An 18,615-nucleotide genomic window follows, 5' to 3' on the forward strand; every position below is an offset into this window, starting at 1 on the left:
ATTTTAGGATGGAGGGGTTTTTCATGTGGATATGAAAGATAATGAGGATGATATGAAAAAATTTATTTTAAAACGCCTTGGTCAATCGATTTTAATATTTTTCGGAGTGATATTTATAACGTTTATACTAATGAATATTATTCCAGGTAATGCAGCAACGGCATTGATTGGAGAAAAGACAAATTCTGCAGTTTATGAGAGAGTGACATCGGAGCTTGAACTAGATAAGCCAGTAATGGAAAGATTTTTTAGTTACATAGCCAGATTGTTCAAAGGGGATTTGGGAAAATCCATTATAATGAATCAATCAGTGGTGGAAATTATTAAGAGGGCTTTTCCTAACACATTAAAACTTTCAATTGCAGCAATGATAATATCCTGGGGATTTGGGATACTATTTGGAGTAATTGCGGCGATGTATCAAGGTACAATTGTGGATAGAATATTTATGTTCAATTCAATACTTGGAATATCTATGCCATCATTTTGGATAGCCATACTTCTTCAATATATTTTTGCATATAAACTTAAGCTTGTTCCAATTTCTGGATTTGGAACTTTAAAAGAGTTGATACTTCCATCTATTGTACTTGGGTGGAGTTTCTCAGGAGAAATAACCAGAGTGTTAAAGACCAACATCAATCACATCTTGGCAGAGGGATATATAGATACTGCAAAGGTAAAGGGACTTTCTAAATTCCAAATAATATTAAAACATGCCTTGAAATCTAGTATGCTACCGATAGTAACCATAATGATCTTACAATTCACTTCACTACTTGGTGGTGCAATGATTACAGAGACAATCTTTGGAATACCAGGACTTGGAACACTATCTATTTCAGCTTTAACAAATAGAGACCTGCCTTTACTTCAAGGAACAATACTTCTTGCAACATCTGTAATAATATTTGGAAATTTCATTTCAGATATTTTATATTCGATTATAGATCCAAGGATAAGGGTGGAATAATATGAAAAACTTTTTAAAATTTGCGAAGAAGAGACCAGTTTTAATAATTTCCATGATTATAATTGTAATATTTATAGTTATGGCAATTTTTGCACCACTAATAGCTCCATACCAGGTGGATGAAACAAGTTTTTCAGCGCCACTTTCGCCACCATCTAAAGAATATCTTTTGGGAACTGACGAACTAAGTCGTGATATTTTTTCAAGAATTATATATGGACTTAGAATGTCGTTGTTTATAGGTTTTGTACCTACAACTATAAACATTATTATAGGATCTTTTATAGGAATGCTTGCGGGGTCTTCTAATAAGTTTTTAGATTCGCTTTTAATGAGAATTGTAGATATCGGCCTTTCATATCCATTTATGATACTTGCCATGGCAATTGTATATAACATGGGGTCTGGGACTGGGTCAATGATACTTGCGCTTGTAATCTTCGGATGGACATCTTCTGCAAGAATTATTAGGGCTCAGACAAAACAGATTATCAACTTACCATATATAGACGCTGCAAGAGCATCGGGAATAACAAAATATGCAATGATGTTTAAACATATTTTACCGAATATAAAACATACTATCCTTGTGCTTTACACAATGGGAATACCATCTTCCATACTTGCAGAAGCTGCCCTTAGCTTCTTGGGGTTTGGTGCACAAGCTCCAAGAACAAGTCTTGGTCTAATGGTTTCCAAAGGAAGACAGTTTTTATTTGATGCACCTTGGATATCTATAGCTCCGGGAGTGTTTATATTATTACTTTCTCTTAGTTTTAATTTTCTCGGAGACGAGTTAAGTGTATACTACGGCGTAGATAGAAAGGAGATTAAGTAATGGATATATCTTCATCTAAAGAAACAAATCTTTTAACTGTGGAACATTTAACCATTGGTGTTAGAAAAGATAAAAAAGAGATTTTACTTGTGGAAGACTTTTCCATGACCATAGAAAAAGGACAGGTCGTTGGAATGGCGGGAGAGTCGGGATGTGGAAAGAGTATGGTCTGTAAGGCAATTCTTGGAATCCTTCCACCGGGAGTGGAAATCTTTTCGGGAAATATTTACTTTGAAGGAAAGGAAATTAAAACTAAAAAAGATTTTAAAAATATCAGAGGCAAATTTATAAACATGATATTTCAAGAGCCTGTTTCGGCACTCCATCCATTAAAGAAAGTTGGTCACCAAATTGGAGAAGGACTTAAGCTTCACTCAAAATTAAATGGAAAAGAAATCAAAGAAAAAGTTATAGATACAATGATTTCAGTTGGCATAAACGACCCGGAGAAGAGATATAATCAATATCCTCATCAACTTTCAGGAGGGCTTTGTCAAAGGGTTGTAATAGCAATGGCAATTATAAACGAGCCAAAGTTAATCATTGCAGATGAACCAACAACGGCACTTGATGTTACAGTACAGTCAAGAATAATAAATTTATTAAAAAGTTTAAATAAAAACAACGGCACTTCCATTATTTTCGTGTCCCATGATTTGGCGGTGCTTTCGCAAATAGCAGAGAGAATAAATATAATGTACTGTGGTGAAGTGGTGGAAGAGAATTTATCAAAAAATATTTTCTCAAAACCAAAACACCCTTATACAGCTGACCTTCTAAATTCAATACCAGAGATTGGAAAAGAGTATTTAAAACCAATTAGAGGGTCGGTGCCGGTTCCAGAAGAATACCCGGCACTTTGTAAGTATGCCGACAGATGTGATGAAAAATTTTGCCTTTGTGATGAATTGAAACCAGAGTTTTTGGAGGTGGAAGATGGAAAAGTTAGATGCCTTAAATACAAATAGAGATGTGATTTTAAAAATTGAAAATGTTGACTTAACTTATGACAACAATAAAGATACAAAAGCATTAGATGACTTTTCTATGGAAATCTACAATGGAGAAATATTAGGCCTTGTTGGAGAATCGGGATGTGGCAAGACTACACTTGGTCGTGCTGTAATTGGACTTGAAGAGATTGATAGCGGAAAAATATCCTTTATGGGAAATGACATAAAGTACAAAGATAAAAAGGCAATAAAAAAACTTCGACAAAATGTACAGATGATATTTCAAGATCCATTTCTGTCTCTGGACCCTACAATGACAGTGGCAAATGTAATAAAAGAGCCGCTACTATATCTTCGCAAGGAGATGAAGGGCAAGGAAAGAGATTTAAGATTAAAAGAAGTTATGAAACACATTAATATGGACGAGAAGTTTCTTAATAGAAAATCTGGAAATCTTTCAGGAGGGCAAAGACAGAGGGTTGGAATAGGTAGAGCCCTTGCCATAGAGCCAAAGCTTATTATTTGTGACGAGCCGGTGTCAGCCCTTGATGTGTCTGTGCAGGCAAGCATTTTAAACTTGCTTAAGGAGTTACAAAAAGAATTAAACCTAACCATGATATTCATATCCCACGACCTTTCTGTAGTCAACTATCTTGCGGATAGAATATGTGTAATGTTAAAAGGTAAAATATGTGAAATAGGAAATAAGAAGGATATATTCGAAAATTCTAAACATCCATACACAAGATATCTACTAGAATCAATTCCAAAAATAAACCTAGACGAAGAAGAGGTTATAGAAGACGTTGAAGAAATAGAATATTTTTCAATAGGCTGTCCATTTAGAAGTAGGTGTAAATATGCAACGGAAATTTGTAAAAAAGATTTTCCAGAAAAATCAGAAGAAGATGGACACATTTGGTATTGCTATAATAGTGATGATATGAAATAAGATAAAAAACCTCCTATATCTCAAGGAGGTTTTTTATCTTACAGTTTCAAAATTTAATTAAAAAAGGTTTAAGTCAGAGGCGTTAAAACTAATTTTAATTTTTGTTCCAACATTTTCTTTGCTGTAAATATTAAAGGTGAATGAATTTGGAAACATCAATTTAAATCTGGAATATACATTATTAATTCCTACATTTTCGTTAAAGACTTTTTCATTTAATAGAATTTTATTTATTTCGTTAAGCTTTTCAGAATTAATTCCTATTCCGTTATCGATTATTTCTAAGTAGCAAACATCTTCCGGTTTTTGTAATATTATTTTTAGTGTTCCCATTTCTTCGGTATCTTTAAAAGCGTGTTTAAAAACATTTTCTACTAAGGGCTGTAATGAAAAATATGGTATTATTACATCAAGTGCAGATTCATCAACTTCTAAGCTATAATCAAATTTTTTGCTGAATCTAATTTGTTGTATGTTTAGATAGTCCTGAATACACCTAAGCTCCTTTCTAATGGTTGTCGAATTGTCGGTATAAGAAAATACATATCGCAGCATATTGCTAAAACTAAAAATCATATCACTGGCTTCGGGGCTTCTTTCTAATGAAATTAATCGGGATATACTGTTTAATACATTGAATATAAAGTGAGGCATTATCTGTTTTTGCAAAGTAGAATATTTCATTTTTGCAAGTTCTGATTCCAAAATTAAATTTTGTTTTTCCACTTCAAACAATATTTCTTTTTGTTTGCCAAGTTCCTCCGCATATATTCTATTGGCATTTATTTGTATTATATAGTCTGTAATATTATTTAATGCTATTACTGTGGATTCAATTTCTTCATCGGACATTTCTGGTATTTCGTTAAAGTAATTATCCAATAGTTTATTATCTAAATCAATAGGCCAATTTTTCTTAACTTCTTTATAATATTTTGAGTCCTTAGTACATCTAACTTGTCCAGCAGTCAACGCCCCTAATAGAACATCATTCAAATATAGGGGAATGGCTATATTTATCAATCCAGCATGGCAAAGGTAGACGCTTGGTTCGTTAGTAGTTTTAGACTCCTTTATTGCGGCTTTATTACATTCTTTGCAGTTATGAGATCCTTTTTCAGATGAGTTAATTAAAGTGCAAAATCTACAGAAATTACCACCTTTTCCTATATGATTTCCTTCTTCATCTACAAAAACAACCCCAAAACCTGTAGCGTGTCCAAAAGAATTTTCAAGTTCTTTTTGTTTATTTCTGGGAATTAATTTATTTATTGAATTTGTCATTTTTTTCTCTTCTCTCCATCGGTGTCATTTTAAATCTTGAATTAAAAGATCGATAAAATTGTTGCTTATTTTTAAATCCTGAAAGATTCCATATATCAGAAATCTTGAGATCTGTTGTATCAATCAGTTCCAAAGCTCTATTGAGTCTCAACGTTTCTATATAGCTGTCAACTGTTATATTTTCCTCTTGTTTAAAAACTCTACTCAAATAAGTTTTGTTCACAAAAAAGATATTGCTAATTTCATTTAGTCCTATTTCAGGATTAGAAAAATTGTTTTCCATAAAATTTTTTATGATTGTTATAGAGAAAGTTTCTTCAGATCTTATACTAAAGGATTCTATACAAATTTTCCTTAACGATTTATTTATGTTTGAAAATGTCAGGTCGTCTTCTAAAAATGAAGATAGATGACCGAATATATTATACTTTGTGCTTTTAATGTTCCTCAATGTGGTTTCTATTGATAATAGAAAATGATCAATATATGTCATTTTAGCTCTGTGATTTATTTGATTTGCAATTAATAATGAAAGGGATTCGACGATTTCTAGTCCCGCTGACAAGTTATTGTTTATTAAATTTTCGTTGAATAAATCAATTGTTTCAACTAATTTAAATCTATCTTCGGTTGAATTACTAAGAATGGATTTGCTTTCATCAATAAAATCAAATAAGTTTTCTATAGTTTTTATAATTTTAGATTCCTCTGTTGGCTTAAGTAAGTAATCATTAAATCCGTACTTTATGGCTTGTTTGGCATATTGAAATTCAGAATAGGCTGAATTGAGAATAATTTTAATATCTGGATTATATCTTTTTATTAACTTACCTGCCTCAACACCGTTTTGCAAAGGCATTGATATATCCATAATAACAAGGTCGGGGTTTAATTGTTTTGTCAATTTAACTGCGTCACGCCCATTGTTACATGTTCCTATGACCTTCATATTTTTGTTTTTATTTATTATGTATGACAAATACTCAAGCTCCAAAGATTCATCTTCGGCAATAAAAATTTTTATCATTGAACTTCACCTCAGTAAATAAATGATACTAAATAAGATAAAAAATGCAACTGCTAGTTGTTAACGTTTCCACTATAATAATATTAACATCAATAAAAAGAGATGGCAAAATATAGGAGGTAGGTTATGAGAGTAAATGAAAGACATTGTTCTTTTTATTATGAAAAAGAACAGATTAATGGAAAGTTGGAGTTTAATCTTGAAACGACGGCATTATTGATAGTTGATTTACAAAATTATTTTGTAAATAGACCAGATTATGACTTGAATAATCCGTCTGAAAAAGATGAAGCAGAAAGATGGAAATATTTTTATGACAGGATTGATAACGTTATTCTTCCAAACAACAAGAAGCTTCTTACTGAAGCAAGAGAAAAGGATATGTTAGTGTCATATGCAACAATTGTTACTCAACTTTCAAACGGAAGAGATAGATCATTATCTCAAAAAGAAAGCGGATTTAATAATCTTATGATTCCAAAAGGAAGTGAAGAAGCAAAAGTTCATGAGTCTATAAAACCCATAGAAGATGAATTAGTTATTGAAAAAACTACAGATTCTGCATTAACTGGATCAAATTTAAGATTATTATACAGAAATTGTGGCATAACAGATGTAATAGTTACAGGAGTATTTACAGATCAATGTGTGTCAGGGACTGTTAGAAGCTTAGCAGATGAGAGCTTTAAAGTTTGGTTAGTTGAAGATGCTTGTGCTGCAGCAACAGAAGAAATACAAAATCACGAGTTACAAGTACTAAATAATATTTATTGTAATGTTGTAAATACAGAAGAAGTACTTGACTTTGTAAGGAGCAAATAATGAAAGATAATAAGTTAAAGAAAAATTTATCAATATTTAATATGATAGCTCTATCATCTGGTGCAGTTATAGGAGGATGGTTAGCAGAAGCTCCATATTGGTTCAAAACAACGGGGGCCGGAGCAGCTTTCATATTTCCAATATTAGCAATATTATTGATTCCAGTTGGGTTAGCATTTGGCGAACTTACTGCAATGTTACCATTTGCTTCTGGGGTAGATATTTGGACTACAAATGCATTTGATCACAGAATGGGTTTTGGAGTTCAATGGATGATGTTTTTAGTTCAGGTTGTTGAACCACCTTTAATGGCGTTTATATTTGGTACTGTAATAAACCATTTTATTCCTCTAAGTCAAATGCAAATCTTAATAATTGCATTGGTAATTGTTACGATTTGGTTTATTGCTTCTAACTACGATATAAAGATTGCAGGAACTTTATCAACGATATTTTTTGTAGTAATGATTGCTGCAAGTTTAATAGTATCATTTACATTCTTATTCAGTGGAAAGTGGTCAATTGAAAACATTAACACTAATGGTGGATTTTTCCCTATGGGAGGTAAGGGAATTTTTATAGCCATGGCAGTTTTCTCTTTGAAATATATAGGTTTTGAAATGGCACCTACACTTATTGAGGAAACTAACTTCCCAGCTAAAGATATATGGAAGGTTATCGCATCTGCACTTCTTATCCCAGCTGTTCTATACTTTATTGTAGTAATGGCTATTGGAGGAATGGCTCCTTGGCAAGAGATTAGTGAAATGACTATGCCTGAACCACAACTTGTAGCTCTACATGGACTACCTAAAATAATAGGAATAGTTGCAATTATATCTGGGCTACTACATGCATTTACTACTCTTATGGGATTCTGGACATCATCTACAAGAGTTCTTTACGGAGCTGCAGAGCTTAATCAGCTTCCAAAAGCTTTCAGTAAGATAAATAAACATGGGCAACCATATATTTCAAATATTGTAGTTTATGTATTTACAATCTTATTCTGTTTCTTTAGTGGCAGTAACTGGGTTCAATATATTTATGCAATCTCTAGTATAGCGGCAGGTGTTGTATACTTTGTATCATGTGTTAATGTACTTGTATTAAGAAAGAAACATCCTGAATGGAAAAGACCTTTCAAGGCCCCAGGTGGAGTACCGATGATGATTGGTGGTATGATTATATCTGTTTGGCTTATGATAGGGGCTGGCTTGGAGTTAGATAAGGGAGGATATATTTCTCTATTGGCATTCGTAGTTGTAGGATTTATTGTATACTTCATTAATAAATCATACAGAAAGTCTGATCCGAATAAACAACCAATAACTTTAACTCCAGAGGATATAGACAAGTATTAATAAAATATTCTAAATAAAAAATCTACTCTAGCCTTACAGGCAGGAGTAGATTTTATTTATTTAAGCACTAAAAAGTCCTTTAATGTGTTTGAACTTTCTAAAAATGTTATTCGTCCTTTATTTTCAAGTCTTGTGCTTGAAACTGCATTTATAAATGGGGAAACTCTTCTTCCATTTACATAGTGGTAGCCATAGGAGTGAACCATCATTGGTATACCTTGTTCGTTTACTCCCAGGTACATTACTGTGTGTCCTGGCATGTATAGTGCACTGCCCGGGTTTTGTTTTTTCAATAGTTTTTCTTTTGCACTATTTCCACCGGAGATTTTAAAGTTTACTTTTTTACCAACAACGTCAGCTTCTTGTGCCGATGTGTTTCTTGCCATCTTTATTCCAAAGGATCTATACACATCTCTAATAAAGCCGGAGCAGTCTCTAGTGTTATTTGAATGGCCCCATCCATATTTTTCTCCTTGGAACTTTAGTGACTGTGCTATTACATTTGCCTGTGTAAATGGCATATAGCCCTTAACTGCGTCACTGTTTTTTATTGTAACTTCTGTTGTTTTAAAAGTATTTCCCGCCACTGGCATTAAAACTTTAAAGAAGTTACCTTCTTCACTTACTAGGGGAAGATAGGTTCCCATGTCAAGATAGCGACCATCTTTTAATTTAATCTGTCTACTGGTGATGGTTACAAATGACTTTGATTTAATATTTTTAATATTGTCCTTTGACACAATCATTATATCTTTTGATGGAATCCAACCTTCGTAGTCAGCACAAACTACATTTGCCCAGCTTCGGTCTTTGTTATATCCCTTAATTGCAACTTCGTCCCATGGGAATAGTCCTGTTTCCGCGTTGTAGTCGTCATATGTGGCAGGGTCTCTAAATGACTTGCCTAGAGGTTTTTTCTTTAATACGGTTCTCTTTGCAACATAGCCATACTCTTTGGCTTTTATTTCGAATGGTTCAAACATATATGGAGATAAAGAGATATTCTTTTTGTTTATTGCGTTTATTTCTTCTTCTGTATAGATAACATCCCTTGAGTAGCTGTTAAAGTAGTCGAAATATTCAAATGAAGTTTTGTTTTTTGGAACTTCTTTTTTAGTCGCTGGATTTACAACGCCATCGTCAACTGAAGACTTGCCACCGACAACATAGATTGAATCGCTTTTATTTAAAAATTCTCTGCTATTTGGATCTAAGCTTTTTCCGTCTGTCAATATAATTGCCGCCTCCTTTTTAAAACTTAATGTGCCTGCAGCTAGACCGTCGATAAAGCTATATCCATTTACAAGGGCGGTGTTTTTATAACCTGAGGCCTTTGAAATGTTAAGAGATGTTTCAAAACGGTTTTTGCCTGAAATTCTCTTAGTTGCACCAATGTATTTAAATGTATTTTCTGAAATGGAAGACTTGCCTCCTAGAACAGTTTTAGTAGCTTCTTTTTCTTTCAGATAAGCAGATGGATTGTTGTTATTTACTAGTATTAGTGGTTTATCTCCCTTTGCCATAGAAGAGGATGCAACTGCATCTGCCACTTCAGAAGCTACAAGATATCCACTAACATCAGAGTGTTTAGAAATTTCCTCACTGATAAGTTCCGATGTTTCGTATCTGTTTTTTCCACCAAGTCTAATAACATTATCTACATACTGCTTAAGATTTTCTTCCGTATCTTCAGAGATGGAAGAAGTTCCACCTAAAATGTATAAAACATTTGGATTAATTCGATTTATTTCATCCATGGTCTCCTTTGGAATTTCTCCTTGATTTGTTAAAAGTAATGTTCCAGAGGCAGAGTTTGCCAACACCCCTCCTGGAAGGGCGTCTATAAATGAATATCCGTTTGCAAGTACAACTTTTTTATTTTCATTTTCAAGTTCCTTTGCATCTAAAACTTTTTTTGAAATTTCCACAGCAGTTTGAAATCTATTTGAACCGCTTATTCTAGTAAACTGTCTATCTTTTGCATAGCCCGTTGAAGCTAAGGCAATTGTTAGACCAAGAGCTAAAATTATTTTTTTCTTTTTCATAATTCACCGTCCATTTCTATTTTCATTAAGCATACCACAATCTAAAAGCCATGTGAATTAAAAAAACCTTGGGTCTCCCCAAGGTTAGAATTAAAATGCCCAGTTACCATCTTTAAAGATGTATTCAACTTCTCCATTTGGAAGCTCGCCAGTTATTTCAAGGTCCTTTGAGCCAACCATAAAGTCTTCGTGGATTAGTGAGTCGTTTACACCGGCTTCAAGTAACTCTTCGTCGGATAGGTCAACGCCACCCTTAATACAAGTTGGATATGCCTTTCCAAATGCAAAGTGACATGAAGCATTTTCGTCAAACAATGTGTTGTAGAAAAGTAGTCCTGAGTTTGAAATTGGACTGTCATATGGCACAAGTGCAACTTCTCCAAGGTATCTTGCATTTTCATCAACGTCGAATAGGTCTGTTAGATGTTGCTTTCCAACCTTTGCGTCATAGTCAACTACCTTTCCATTTTCAAATGTGAACACCATTTCGTCCACAAGATTGCCCGACATATTAAGTGGCTTTGTAGAATATAGTTTTCCATTAACGCCAGTTCTCTTAGGAAGTGTAAAGACTTCTTCTGTAGGCATGTTTGCAATAAACACATCGCCCTTTGCGTTTTCAGATCCACCGGAAATCCAAATATGATTTTCTGGAAGTTCTACTTCTAAATCGGTTCCCAGTGAGTTTTTATAATGAAGTTTTTTATATTGCTTTTCATTTAATACAGCTGCGTGTCTGTCCATAACGCCAATATGTTCGTCCCATGCAGAAACAGGATCATCTTTGTCTGTTCTTGTGGTGTAGAAGATTGCGTTCCAAAGTTTTTCCATTGCTTCATCTTCAGAAACATCTGGGAAGACTCTCTTCGCCCATCCAACAGTAGGAACTGACACAACGCACCATGAGTTTAGGTCGTTCATTGTGTACTTCATATTTTCTTTGTTGGCAGCAGAGAAGGCCTTGCTCCATGTTGCAATCTTTTTAGGATCAACATCCTTTAAAAGCTCAGGATCTGTTGCTGCAACAGATATTACACATGCACCCTTTTCCATGTAGTACTTTGTTCTTTGAACCATCCAGTCTGGAACTTCTTCAAAGTGTTCCACCGGTGCGTTTTCAAACTTCATTAATGTAAGGGGGTCATCGGACCATTGCATCACAACTTCAACTGCGCCTCTTTCATATGCCTTCTTTGCAACAAGTCTTGCAAAATCCGCTCTTTCAACTGGACAACGTAGTAGTACAGGCTGTCCCTTTTGAACATTAACACCTTTTTTTACTACTAAGTCTGCTAATTTTTCCATATTTTTTTCGATATTTGTCATTTAATCACCTCATAATTCATTATTGCCTACTTAATTGTATACCCAAAAGATAAAGGGAGTAATATAATTATAGATGAAAATGTTTTATAATGTTTACATGGGTATATAAAAACTAGTGAAATATAAAGAGGAGGGCAACATGGATATACTTAAAATGGTAGATAGAAAAGATGTTGACGAAAGATACACTTGGGATTTAAGTCACATTTTCAAAAATAAAGAAGAGATGTTAAAACAGGTTGACGAGGTAAAGGTTTTAACAGAAAAATTTATTAGTGAATTTGACAAAGTGTATGAAGACAAGAAAATAGTCAAAGATGCACTTGATTTATACTGTGAAATTTTAGAAAAGGCCTACCTTGCATGGGACTATGTGTCACTGGATGTTGAAACTGATTACAATAATGGAGAAAAATTCAAACTGCTATCAGAAGTGGACAATATTTTAAGTGACCAAATGGCAAAAATTTCTTTCTTTAAGATTAGACTATTAAACACCGACGAAAAAGTTTTAAATGAACTAAAGGAAGATGAAAGTTACGGTTCATTTATCGAAAGGGCGTTGGAAGATAAGCCATATGTGTTATCGGAAGAAACTGAAAAGGCAATTGCAAAGATGACTCCACTTAATTCATTTTATTCAATTTACAATGCAATTAAGTTACAGGACATGGCATTTCCAGACTTTGAAGCAAATGGAGAGAAGAAACCTCTTTCATACAATCTTTATGAAGGAACTTATGAAGGTTCCAACGACACAGAAATAAGAAGAAATTCATATAAAGAGTTTTATAAAGTCTTAGAAGCACACAAGAACTCAACAGCCGCCGCATACCTTGGAGAGTGTCAAAAGATGAAGGTGCTTTCTGAGTTACGAGGCTACGACAGTGTGTTTGACTTCTTATTACACGACCAAAGGGTGGATAGAGAGCTATACAACAGACAACTGGACGTTATTATGGAAGAACTTTCTCCAATTATGAGAAAGTACGCAAAGATATTAAAGAGAAATCATAACCTGGACAAGATGACCTACATGGACTTAAAGGTTGATCCAATAACAGGATTTGAAAGGGAAATAAGCGTTGAAGAGTCAAAGGATTTAATTAAAGAAGGCCTTGCAGTACTTGGAGAAGAGTACGGCGAAATGCTTGAAGAAGCCTACAACGACAGATGGATTGACTTTGTAAACAACCACGGCAAGTCAACTGGAGCATTTTGTTCATCACCATATGGAACAAATTCCTTTGTGCTTATTAACTGGACCGGCACAATGACAGAGGCAATGACCCTTGCCCACGAACTTGGACATGCGGGACAGGGCAAGTACACCAACGAAAACTGCAACCTCTTAGACACCGACCTTTCGCTATACCTAGTGGAAGCTCCTTCAACAGCAAACGAACTCATTATGGGTAGAGAGCTTTTGAAAAAGGCAAAGAGCGAAGATGAAGCAAAGTATTTAAAGGGACAAATCATTGCAAGAACCTACTACCACAACTTTGTAACCCACTTTATAGAAGGATATTACCAAAGGGAAGTTCTAAAACTAATTGACGAAGGAAAGTCCTTTACTGCAGACGACCTTTCAGAAATATTCCTAGATACATTAAAGAAGTTTTGGGGAGATGACGTTGAACTTACAAAGGGAGCTGAACTAACATGGATGAGACAGCCACATTACTACATGGGACTTTATCCATACACTTACTCAGCGGGGCTAACAATAGGAACACAAGTTGCAAAGCTAATTGAAGAAGACGAGGCAAATGCAAAGAAATGGATTGAAGTTTTAAAAACCGGTGGAAAACTAAAACCACTTGACTATGCAAAGGCAGCTGGAGTTGACATTTCAACTGACGAGCCACTTAGAGACACAATAAAATATATCGGCTCTCTAGTGGAGGCGCTGGAATAATGTATACCCTTGGCTTTATTGGATTTGGTAACATGGGCAAGGCAATGGCCCTTGGTGCCATAAATAACGGTTATAATAAAGAAGAGATTGTGTTTTCGAAAGTGTCGGACATAAAAGCGGTGGAAGAAGATACGGGCATAAAGGGATTTGAAGAAAACACCGATGTTGCAAAAAATTCTAAAATAATTATCCTTGCCATAAAGCCCTATCAATATGAAAAGGTGATAGGTGAAATAAAAGATTACGTTGATGTAAATAGCATTGTGGTTCCCATAACACCCAGCTTTACAATGGAAGAGATTAGAGAACTTTTTGAAAGAGATGTAAAAGTTGCACGCATTATGCCAAACACCCCTGCCATGGTAAACTGTGGAATAACGGGAGTTTGCTTTACAGATAATATGACCGGCATCGAAAAAGAAACAGTATTAAAGTTTTTGAGATCCTTTGGAGAAATTATCGAAGTAGAAGAGCATTTAATTGCAGCTGTGTCTGCAGTAAGTGGTTCAGGGCCAGCGTACATCTACATGCTTATAGAAGCCATGGCGGATATGGCAGTGTCAGCAGGAGTAAAGAGAAAAGAAGCCTACAAACTTTCTGCAAAGACCGTTGAAGGGGCGGCGAAGATGGTTTTAGAAACTAAAAAACATCCGGGAGAACTTAAAGACGACGTTTGCTCTCCACTGGGAAGTACCATACAAGGTGTAATGGAACTTGAAGAAAATGGATTTAGAGGAAGTATAATAAAGGGGCTTAAAAAGACCTTAGATAGATTTAACGAGATGAACGAAGATAAATAGAGGGAAATTTCTTTTATCAAAGGAGGAAGACATGAAGGACTTATTAATAGTTGTAGATATGCAAAATGATTTTGTTTCAGGAAGCCTTGGAACAGAAGAAGCAAAAAAAATAGTTTCAAACGTGGTGGACGTTATAAAAAACTTTGATGGAGATATTTATTTTACAAGGGACACCCATGAAGAAGATTATCTTGAAACACAAGAGGGAAAAAATCTTCCAGTAAAACACTGCATTAAAGGAACCGAAGGCTGGGAAATAATCGACGATCTAAAGGGCTTTGTAAAGGACAATGTAATAGACAAAGTTACCTTTGGATCAAAGGAGCTTGTTGAAAAGCTGGACAAAATTAATCAAACTGAAGGAATAAAATCAGTTATATTAGTTGGCCTTTGCACCGACATCTGCGTTATATCAAATGCACTTATGCTAAAGGGCTTTATGCCAGAAGTTCCAATTAAAGTTATTGCAAATGCATGCGCTGGAGTAACACCGGAAAGCCACGAAAGGGCATTAGAATCAATGAAGACCTGCCAAGTTAGTGTGGAGTAAAAGATAAATTATTCGAAGTATTAAAATGAAATTAGAAATTAAAGAAGTAGTAGATGAAAATTCTAAAATAGAAATAAGCGAAAAAATTTTATACAATTTGCCAAAATGGTTTGGAAGAGAGGACAGCATAAGAGAGTATGTTAAAGAGTCAACTAAATTACCTTTTATTGCTTGCTTCTGTGAAAATGAATCGGTGGGATTTATTGTGATGAAAGAGACTGGAAAGGACACTTGTGAAATTTTTGTGATGGGAGTACTTGAAGAGTACCACAGAAAGGGCATTGGAAGTATTTTAAATAGTGCATATGAGGAACTTGCAAAGAAAAAAGGTTACTCCTATTCACAAGTAAAGACAGTGAAAGAAGGTAAATACCACGAATATGATATAACAAATAGTTTCTACAAATCTATTGGATATTCAGAATTTGAATGCTTCCCAACGCTCTGGGATAAAGATAATCCATGCCAGATATATGTAAAATATCTTAACAAATAAAGCGGAGATTTCTCCGTTTTTTTTATTGGAATATTTTGGGTTCGTAAGTATGCAAAGAAACTTATTCAAATAAAGCCAAATAAAGGTTGACAATATAAAAATTAAAGCTTATGATTATATGTAAATTTAACAGGTAAAAGCGTTAAAGCGAAAAGGAGATTTACATGAAAAATAATAAGTTTACATCAACATGGGGTTTTATCCTGACAACTGTAGGCTCTGCAGTTGGCATGGCAAATGTGTGGGGCTTTCCATACAAACTTACGGCAAACGGTGGAGGAGCATTTTTAGTAGCGTATTTATTCTTTATTATTATATTTGCTTACTTCGGCTTGTCAGCAGAATATGCAGTGGGAAGATATTCAGAAACTGGAACCATTGGATCATACGAAAAGGCATGGTCACATGTTAAGCTTTCAAAAGTTGGAAAGATTATAGGAATATTACCACTTTTAGGTTCAATTTGTATTGCCGTTGGATATGCAGTAATAATTTCCTATGTTTTAAAATCACTTTTACAAAGTTTAACAGGAAGCTTGATGACAGTGGACCCAGAAGTTTGGTTTAAGTCTTTTTCAGGGACAAACTTCAGTGTTATACCATTTCACTTTATAGTAATAGTTATGACACTTTTAACCTGTGTAAGAGGTGCCCACTCCATAGAAAAGGCAAATAAGATTATGATGCCACTTTTCTTTGTGCTATTTGTCATATTGGCAATTAGAGTAGCTTTTCTGCCAAACGCAGTAGAAGGATACAAATTTATGTTTAAACCAGATTGGCAAATGTTAAAGGATCCAAAAGTTTTAGTTGGCGCCATGGGACAGGCTTTTTTCTCCCTATCAATTACAGGAAGTGGAATGATTGTTTGTGGAGCGTACTTACACAAAGACGAAGACATAATGGCGGGAGCAAAACAAACGGCCGTTTTCGACACAATTGCAGCCCTTGTTGCAGCCCTAGTTATGATACCTGCACTGTTTTCATATAGCGCAAACCCAGAAGGAGGTCCGGGCCTACTATTTGTAACCCTACCAAAAATTTTACAAAATATGATTGGAGGAAGAATATTTGCAGTGGCACTATACTTGGCAGTACTATTTGGAGGGATTTCTTCATTACAAAATATGTTTGAAGTAGTCTGCGAATCAATCCTTCACAATTTTAAAAAGCTAAATAGAAAAACAGTATTAATTTTTATAGGCATTGCAGCATTTGTTCCAGGAATTTTCATGGAGCCAATAGGGGGAGTCAAAGGAGCAATCCTAGGAGGATGGGGCCCTTGGATGGACTTAGTTTCAATTTACATCATCCCAATGGGAGCAACCCTAGGAGCCTTTACATGGTTTTGGATTATGGACAAAAATGCACTACTAAATGAAATAAATACAGGAAGCAAAAAGAAATACACAAAGACCTGGTACTACCTTGGAAAATTCATCTATGTACCAATGGCAATAATTTTATGCTTTGTGGCATTGTATTTTAAAATTGCGTTTTAATAGAAACTGTCAGGGGCGACCTTGGCAGTTTTTTAATTGACCCAAATCTAGATATATAATATTATTTAATATATACTACAAAACTTTAAGGAGCAAAGATGATTACAAAAACTGTTGACTGTATAAATTTGGGACTAAAGCCTACGCCAATTCAAAAGCTTGAAAATATCTCAAGGGAATATGGATGTGAAATCTATATTAAAAGGGATGATTTAATTGGTGTTGGTCTTGGAGGAAACAAGGTAAGAAAACTTGAATATCTTTTAAAGGACGCTAAAGATAAAGGGGCAAAGGTTGTTTACACAAATGGTGCGTTACAGACGAACCATGGAATGTTAACTGCCACTTGTGCAAGCAAACTTGGAATGAAATGTCTACTATTTTTAAAGAAGGAAGATGAAAGGGAAATTGAAAAGCTAAGTGGCAATCTTCTTCTTGATGAATACATAGGCTGTGATGTAACTTTTATTGACCTGTCCAACATCAATGACAGTGCCAAGGCAAATGAAAAGTTCAATGAAGAGATTGAAAAGTGCGTTGAAGAATATAAAGCGAAACACTCTTTGAAAGATGAAGAAGTTTATAATATTCCATTTGGTGGAAGCACTCCCCTTGGAGTACTTGGCTACAGTGAGTGCATCAAAGAGATAATGGAACAAGACTCTAGCTTTGAATATATATTCTCTGGAAATGGATCTGGGGGAACCTATGGCGGAGTGTTTTTAGGATGCAAACTCTATGCGCCAAACACAGAAGCTATTGGTGTAAATGTTATGAATATGCCTCCGGACAAAAAGACTTTTATTAAGGGACTAATTGACGAATCCCTTAACTATTACGATGGCAAAGTTCAAATAGACGAAAGTGAAATGAAACTTCTTTCAAATAGTATTAACGAAGGTTATGCCATCCCTGACCATGAAACAATAAACTTTATAAAGAAGATGGCAAGGAGTGAAGGAGTATTTTTGGATCCAGTTTATTCTGGAAAAATTTTCAATGGAGCTTTGAAGTACATTGAGGAAAACTTAAAAGATTCTGGCAAAAAGATTTTAATTATCCACTCTGGAGGTCTGCCAGGATTATTTAATGAACCGATGATTGATTTCTGTTCTAAAAGTTCCGAAGTTTTAAAAATAAAATAAAGTTATGTAGAGGCAAGGTTTTACTTTGCCTTTTGTAATATAGAAAATCTTTGATATATTGTAGCAATTGCCATCTAGTAAAGCCTTTCCCATAGGTATATAATAAAACAAAGAGCAAGGAGGGTGCTATGAAAAAAATATTACTTACATTGTTGTCGCTGTTAATTATTTTTAATTTATCAGCATGTAACAAGGCAGAAGAATCAAAAATTGAAAGAAATATAGGTAAGTCTGAAAAGTTCTCCACTGAAGAGATAAACAAGGCTATGGTTACAGTTGAACAGTACTTTAAACTTAAAGACGCAGAGATTACAAAGATTTATTACGATGAAGAAAAAGCGAATGAAGATGTTGAAACATACATGACATATGGAAATGGGTCTAGTAATGGGATATCTCCTGATAATGTGTTGATTATATACACTGACTTCACTGTAACTAGCGATGCAAATGAAACTATTGATGCAGGTGACTACAAAGCTCAGAAATGGATACTTATAAGAGAAGATAAAAATAGTGATTGGAAAGTAGACGATTACGGATATTAAATAATGCAAATCCTTTAATATTGAATAAATTATAAAACTATCGGGTATAGTTATAATAGTTTGATTTTTTAA

General features: G+C 34.5%; 17 protein-coding genes. 13 read left to right on the forward strand and 4 right to left on the reverse strand.

Features of this window, described 5'->3' with window-relative positions:
- Positions 1–52: 52 nt before the first annotated feature.
- The 4 genes from L6651_RS06625 to L6651_RS06640 are packed head-to-tail and all read left to right on the forward strand — an operon-like array spanning position 53 to position 3,716.
- Positions 53–973 (forward strand): ABC transporter permease, encoded by a 921-nt coding sequence (locus L6651_RS06625; RefSeq protein ID WP_237037178.1) that lies wholly within the window; start codon positions 53–55, stop codon positions 971–973.
- A 1-nt stretch (position 974) separates the two neighbouring features.
- A complete protein-coding gene (locus L6651_RS06630; protein WP_237037179.1) occupies positions 975–1,811 on the forward strand; it encodes an ABC transporter permease in 837 nt (278 codons plus the stop codon).
- Entirely contained in the window at positions 1,811–2,779 is a 969-nt protein-coding gene (locus tag L6651_RS06635; RefSeq protein ID WP_237037180.1) for an ABC transporter ATP-binding protein, read from the forward strand. Before L6651_RS06630 ends, L6651_RS06635 begins: the two co-directional genes overlap by 1 nt.
- Complete coding sequence (locus L6651_RS06640) at positions 2,748–3,716, forward strand: ABC transporter ATP-binding protein (protein WP_237037181.1); 969 nt, start codon at positions 2,748–2,750, stop codon at positions 3,714–3,716. Before L6651_RS06635 ends, L6651_RS06640 begins: the two co-directional genes overlap by 32 nt.
- A 57-nt stretch (positions 3,717–3,773) precedes the next feature.
- Here L6651_RS06640 and L6651_RS06645 read toward each other — a convergent pair whose 3' ends face one another.
- Positions 3,774–5,000: a sensor histidine kinase gene (locus L6651_RS06645; RefSeq protein ID WP_237037182.1), complete on the reverse strand. Its 1,227-nt coding sequence runs from the start codon at positions 4,998–5,000 to the stop codon at positions 3,774–3,776.
- A complete protein-coding gene (locus L6651_RS06650) occupies positions 4,981–6,027 on the reverse strand; it encodes a response regulator transcription factor (protein ID WP_237037183.1) in 1,047 nt (348 codons plus the stop codon). The genes L6651_RS06645 and L6651_RS06650 overlap by 20 nt, the downstream gene beginning before the upstream one ends.
- A gap of 126 nt (positions 6,028–6,153) precedes the next feature.
- Here L6651_RS06650 and L6651_RS06655 point away from each other — a divergent pair, with 126 nt between their 5' ends.
- Both L6651_RS06655 and L6651_RS06660 read left to right on the forward strand, forming a co-directional pair.
- Complete coding sequence (locus tag L6651_RS06655) at positions 6,154–6,849, forward strand: cysteine hydrolase family protein (protein WP_237037184.1); 696 nt, start codon at positions 6,154–6,156, stop codon at positions 6,847–6,849.
- Complete coding sequence (locus L6651_RS06660) at positions 6,849–8,213, forward strand: APC family permease (RefSeq protein WP_237037185.1); 1,365 nt, start codon at positions 6,849–6,851, stop codon at positions 8,211–8,213. The genes L6651_RS06655 and L6651_RS06660 overlap by 1 nt, the downstream gene beginning before the upstream one ends.
- Positions 8,214–8,269: 56 nt before the next feature.
- On the opposite strand, the gene L6651_RS06665 is transcribed toward L6651_RS06660, so the two are convergent.
- Positions 8,270–10,258 carry a cell wall-binding repeat-containing protein gene (locus tag L6651_RS06665; RefSeq protein WP_237037186.1) on the reverse strand — a complete coding sequence of 663 codons (1,989 nt, stop codon included), beginning with the start codon at positions 10,256–10,258 and terminating at the stop codon, positions 8,270–8,272.
- A 90-nt stretch (positions 10,259–10,348) separates the two neighbouring features.
- Positions 10,349–11,584, reverse strand: a complete 1,236-nt coding sequence (locus L6651_RS06670; RefSeq protein ID WP_237037187.1) for an aminopeptidase — start codon at positions 11,582–11,584, stop codon at positions 10,349–10,351.
- A gap of 139 nt (positions 11,585–11,723) precedes the next feature.
- On the opposite strand from L6651_RS06670, the gene pepF reads away from it, so the two are divergent.
- From pepF to L6651_RS06705, 7 genes are all read left to right on the forward strand, one after another.
- Complete coding sequence (gene pepF, locus L6651_RS06675) at positions 11,724–13,502, forward strand: oligoendopeptidase F (RefSeq protein ID WP_237037188.1); 1,779 nt, start codon at positions 11,724–11,726, stop codon at positions 13,500–13,502.
- Positions 13,502–14,302, forward strand: a complete 801-nt coding sequence (proC, locus tag L6651_RS06680; protein WP_237037189.1) for a pyrroline-5-carboxylate reductase — start codon at positions 13,502–13,504, stop codon at positions 14,300–14,302. The genes pepF and proC overlap by 1 nt, the downstream gene beginning before the upstream one ends.
- Positions 14,303–14,333: 31 nt before the next feature.
- On the forward strand, positions 14,334–14,852 hold the full coding sequence (locus L6651_RS06685) for a cysteine hydrolase family protein (RefSeq protein WP_237037190.1): 519 nt from the start codon (positions 14,334–14,336) through the stop codon (positions 14,850–14,852).
- A 25-nt stretch (positions 14,853–14,877) separates the two neighbouring features.
- Positions 14,878–15,348 carry a GNAT family N-acetyltransferase gene (locus tag L6651_RS06690; protein WP_237037191.1) on the forward strand — a complete coding sequence of 157 codons (471 nt, stop codon included), beginning with the start codon at positions 14,878–14,880 and terminating at the stop codon, positions 15,346–15,348.
- 164 nt (positions 15,349–15,512) lie between these two features.
- Positions 15,513–16,850 (forward strand): sodium-dependent transporter, encoded by a 1,338-nt coding sequence (locus L6651_RS06695; protein WP_237037192.1) that lies wholly within the window; start codon positions 15,513–15,515, stop codon positions 16,848–16,850.
- Positions 16,851–16,948: 98 nt separating this feature from the next.
- A complete protein-coding gene (locus tag L6651_RS06700) occupies positions 16,949–17,995 on the forward strand; it encodes a 1-aminocyclopropane-1-carboxylate deaminase/D-cysteine desulfhydrase (protein WP_237037193.1) in 1,047 nt (348 codons plus the stop codon).
- 128 nt (positions 17,996–18,123) lie between these two features.
- On the forward strand, positions 18,124–18,543 hold the full coding sequence (locus tag L6651_RS06705; protein WP_237037194.1) for a DUF4829 domain-containing protein: 420 nt from the start codon (positions 18,124–18,126) through the stop codon (positions 18,541–18,543).
- Positions 18,544–18,615 lie beyond the last annotated feature (72 nt).

The sequence above is a fragment of the Mediannikoviicoccus vaginalis genome, from assembly GCF_928097925.1.
Taxonomy (GTDB): domain Bacteria; phylum Bacillota; class Clostridia; order Tissierellales; family Peptoniphilaceae; genus Mediannikoviicoccus; species Mediannikoviicoccus vaginalis.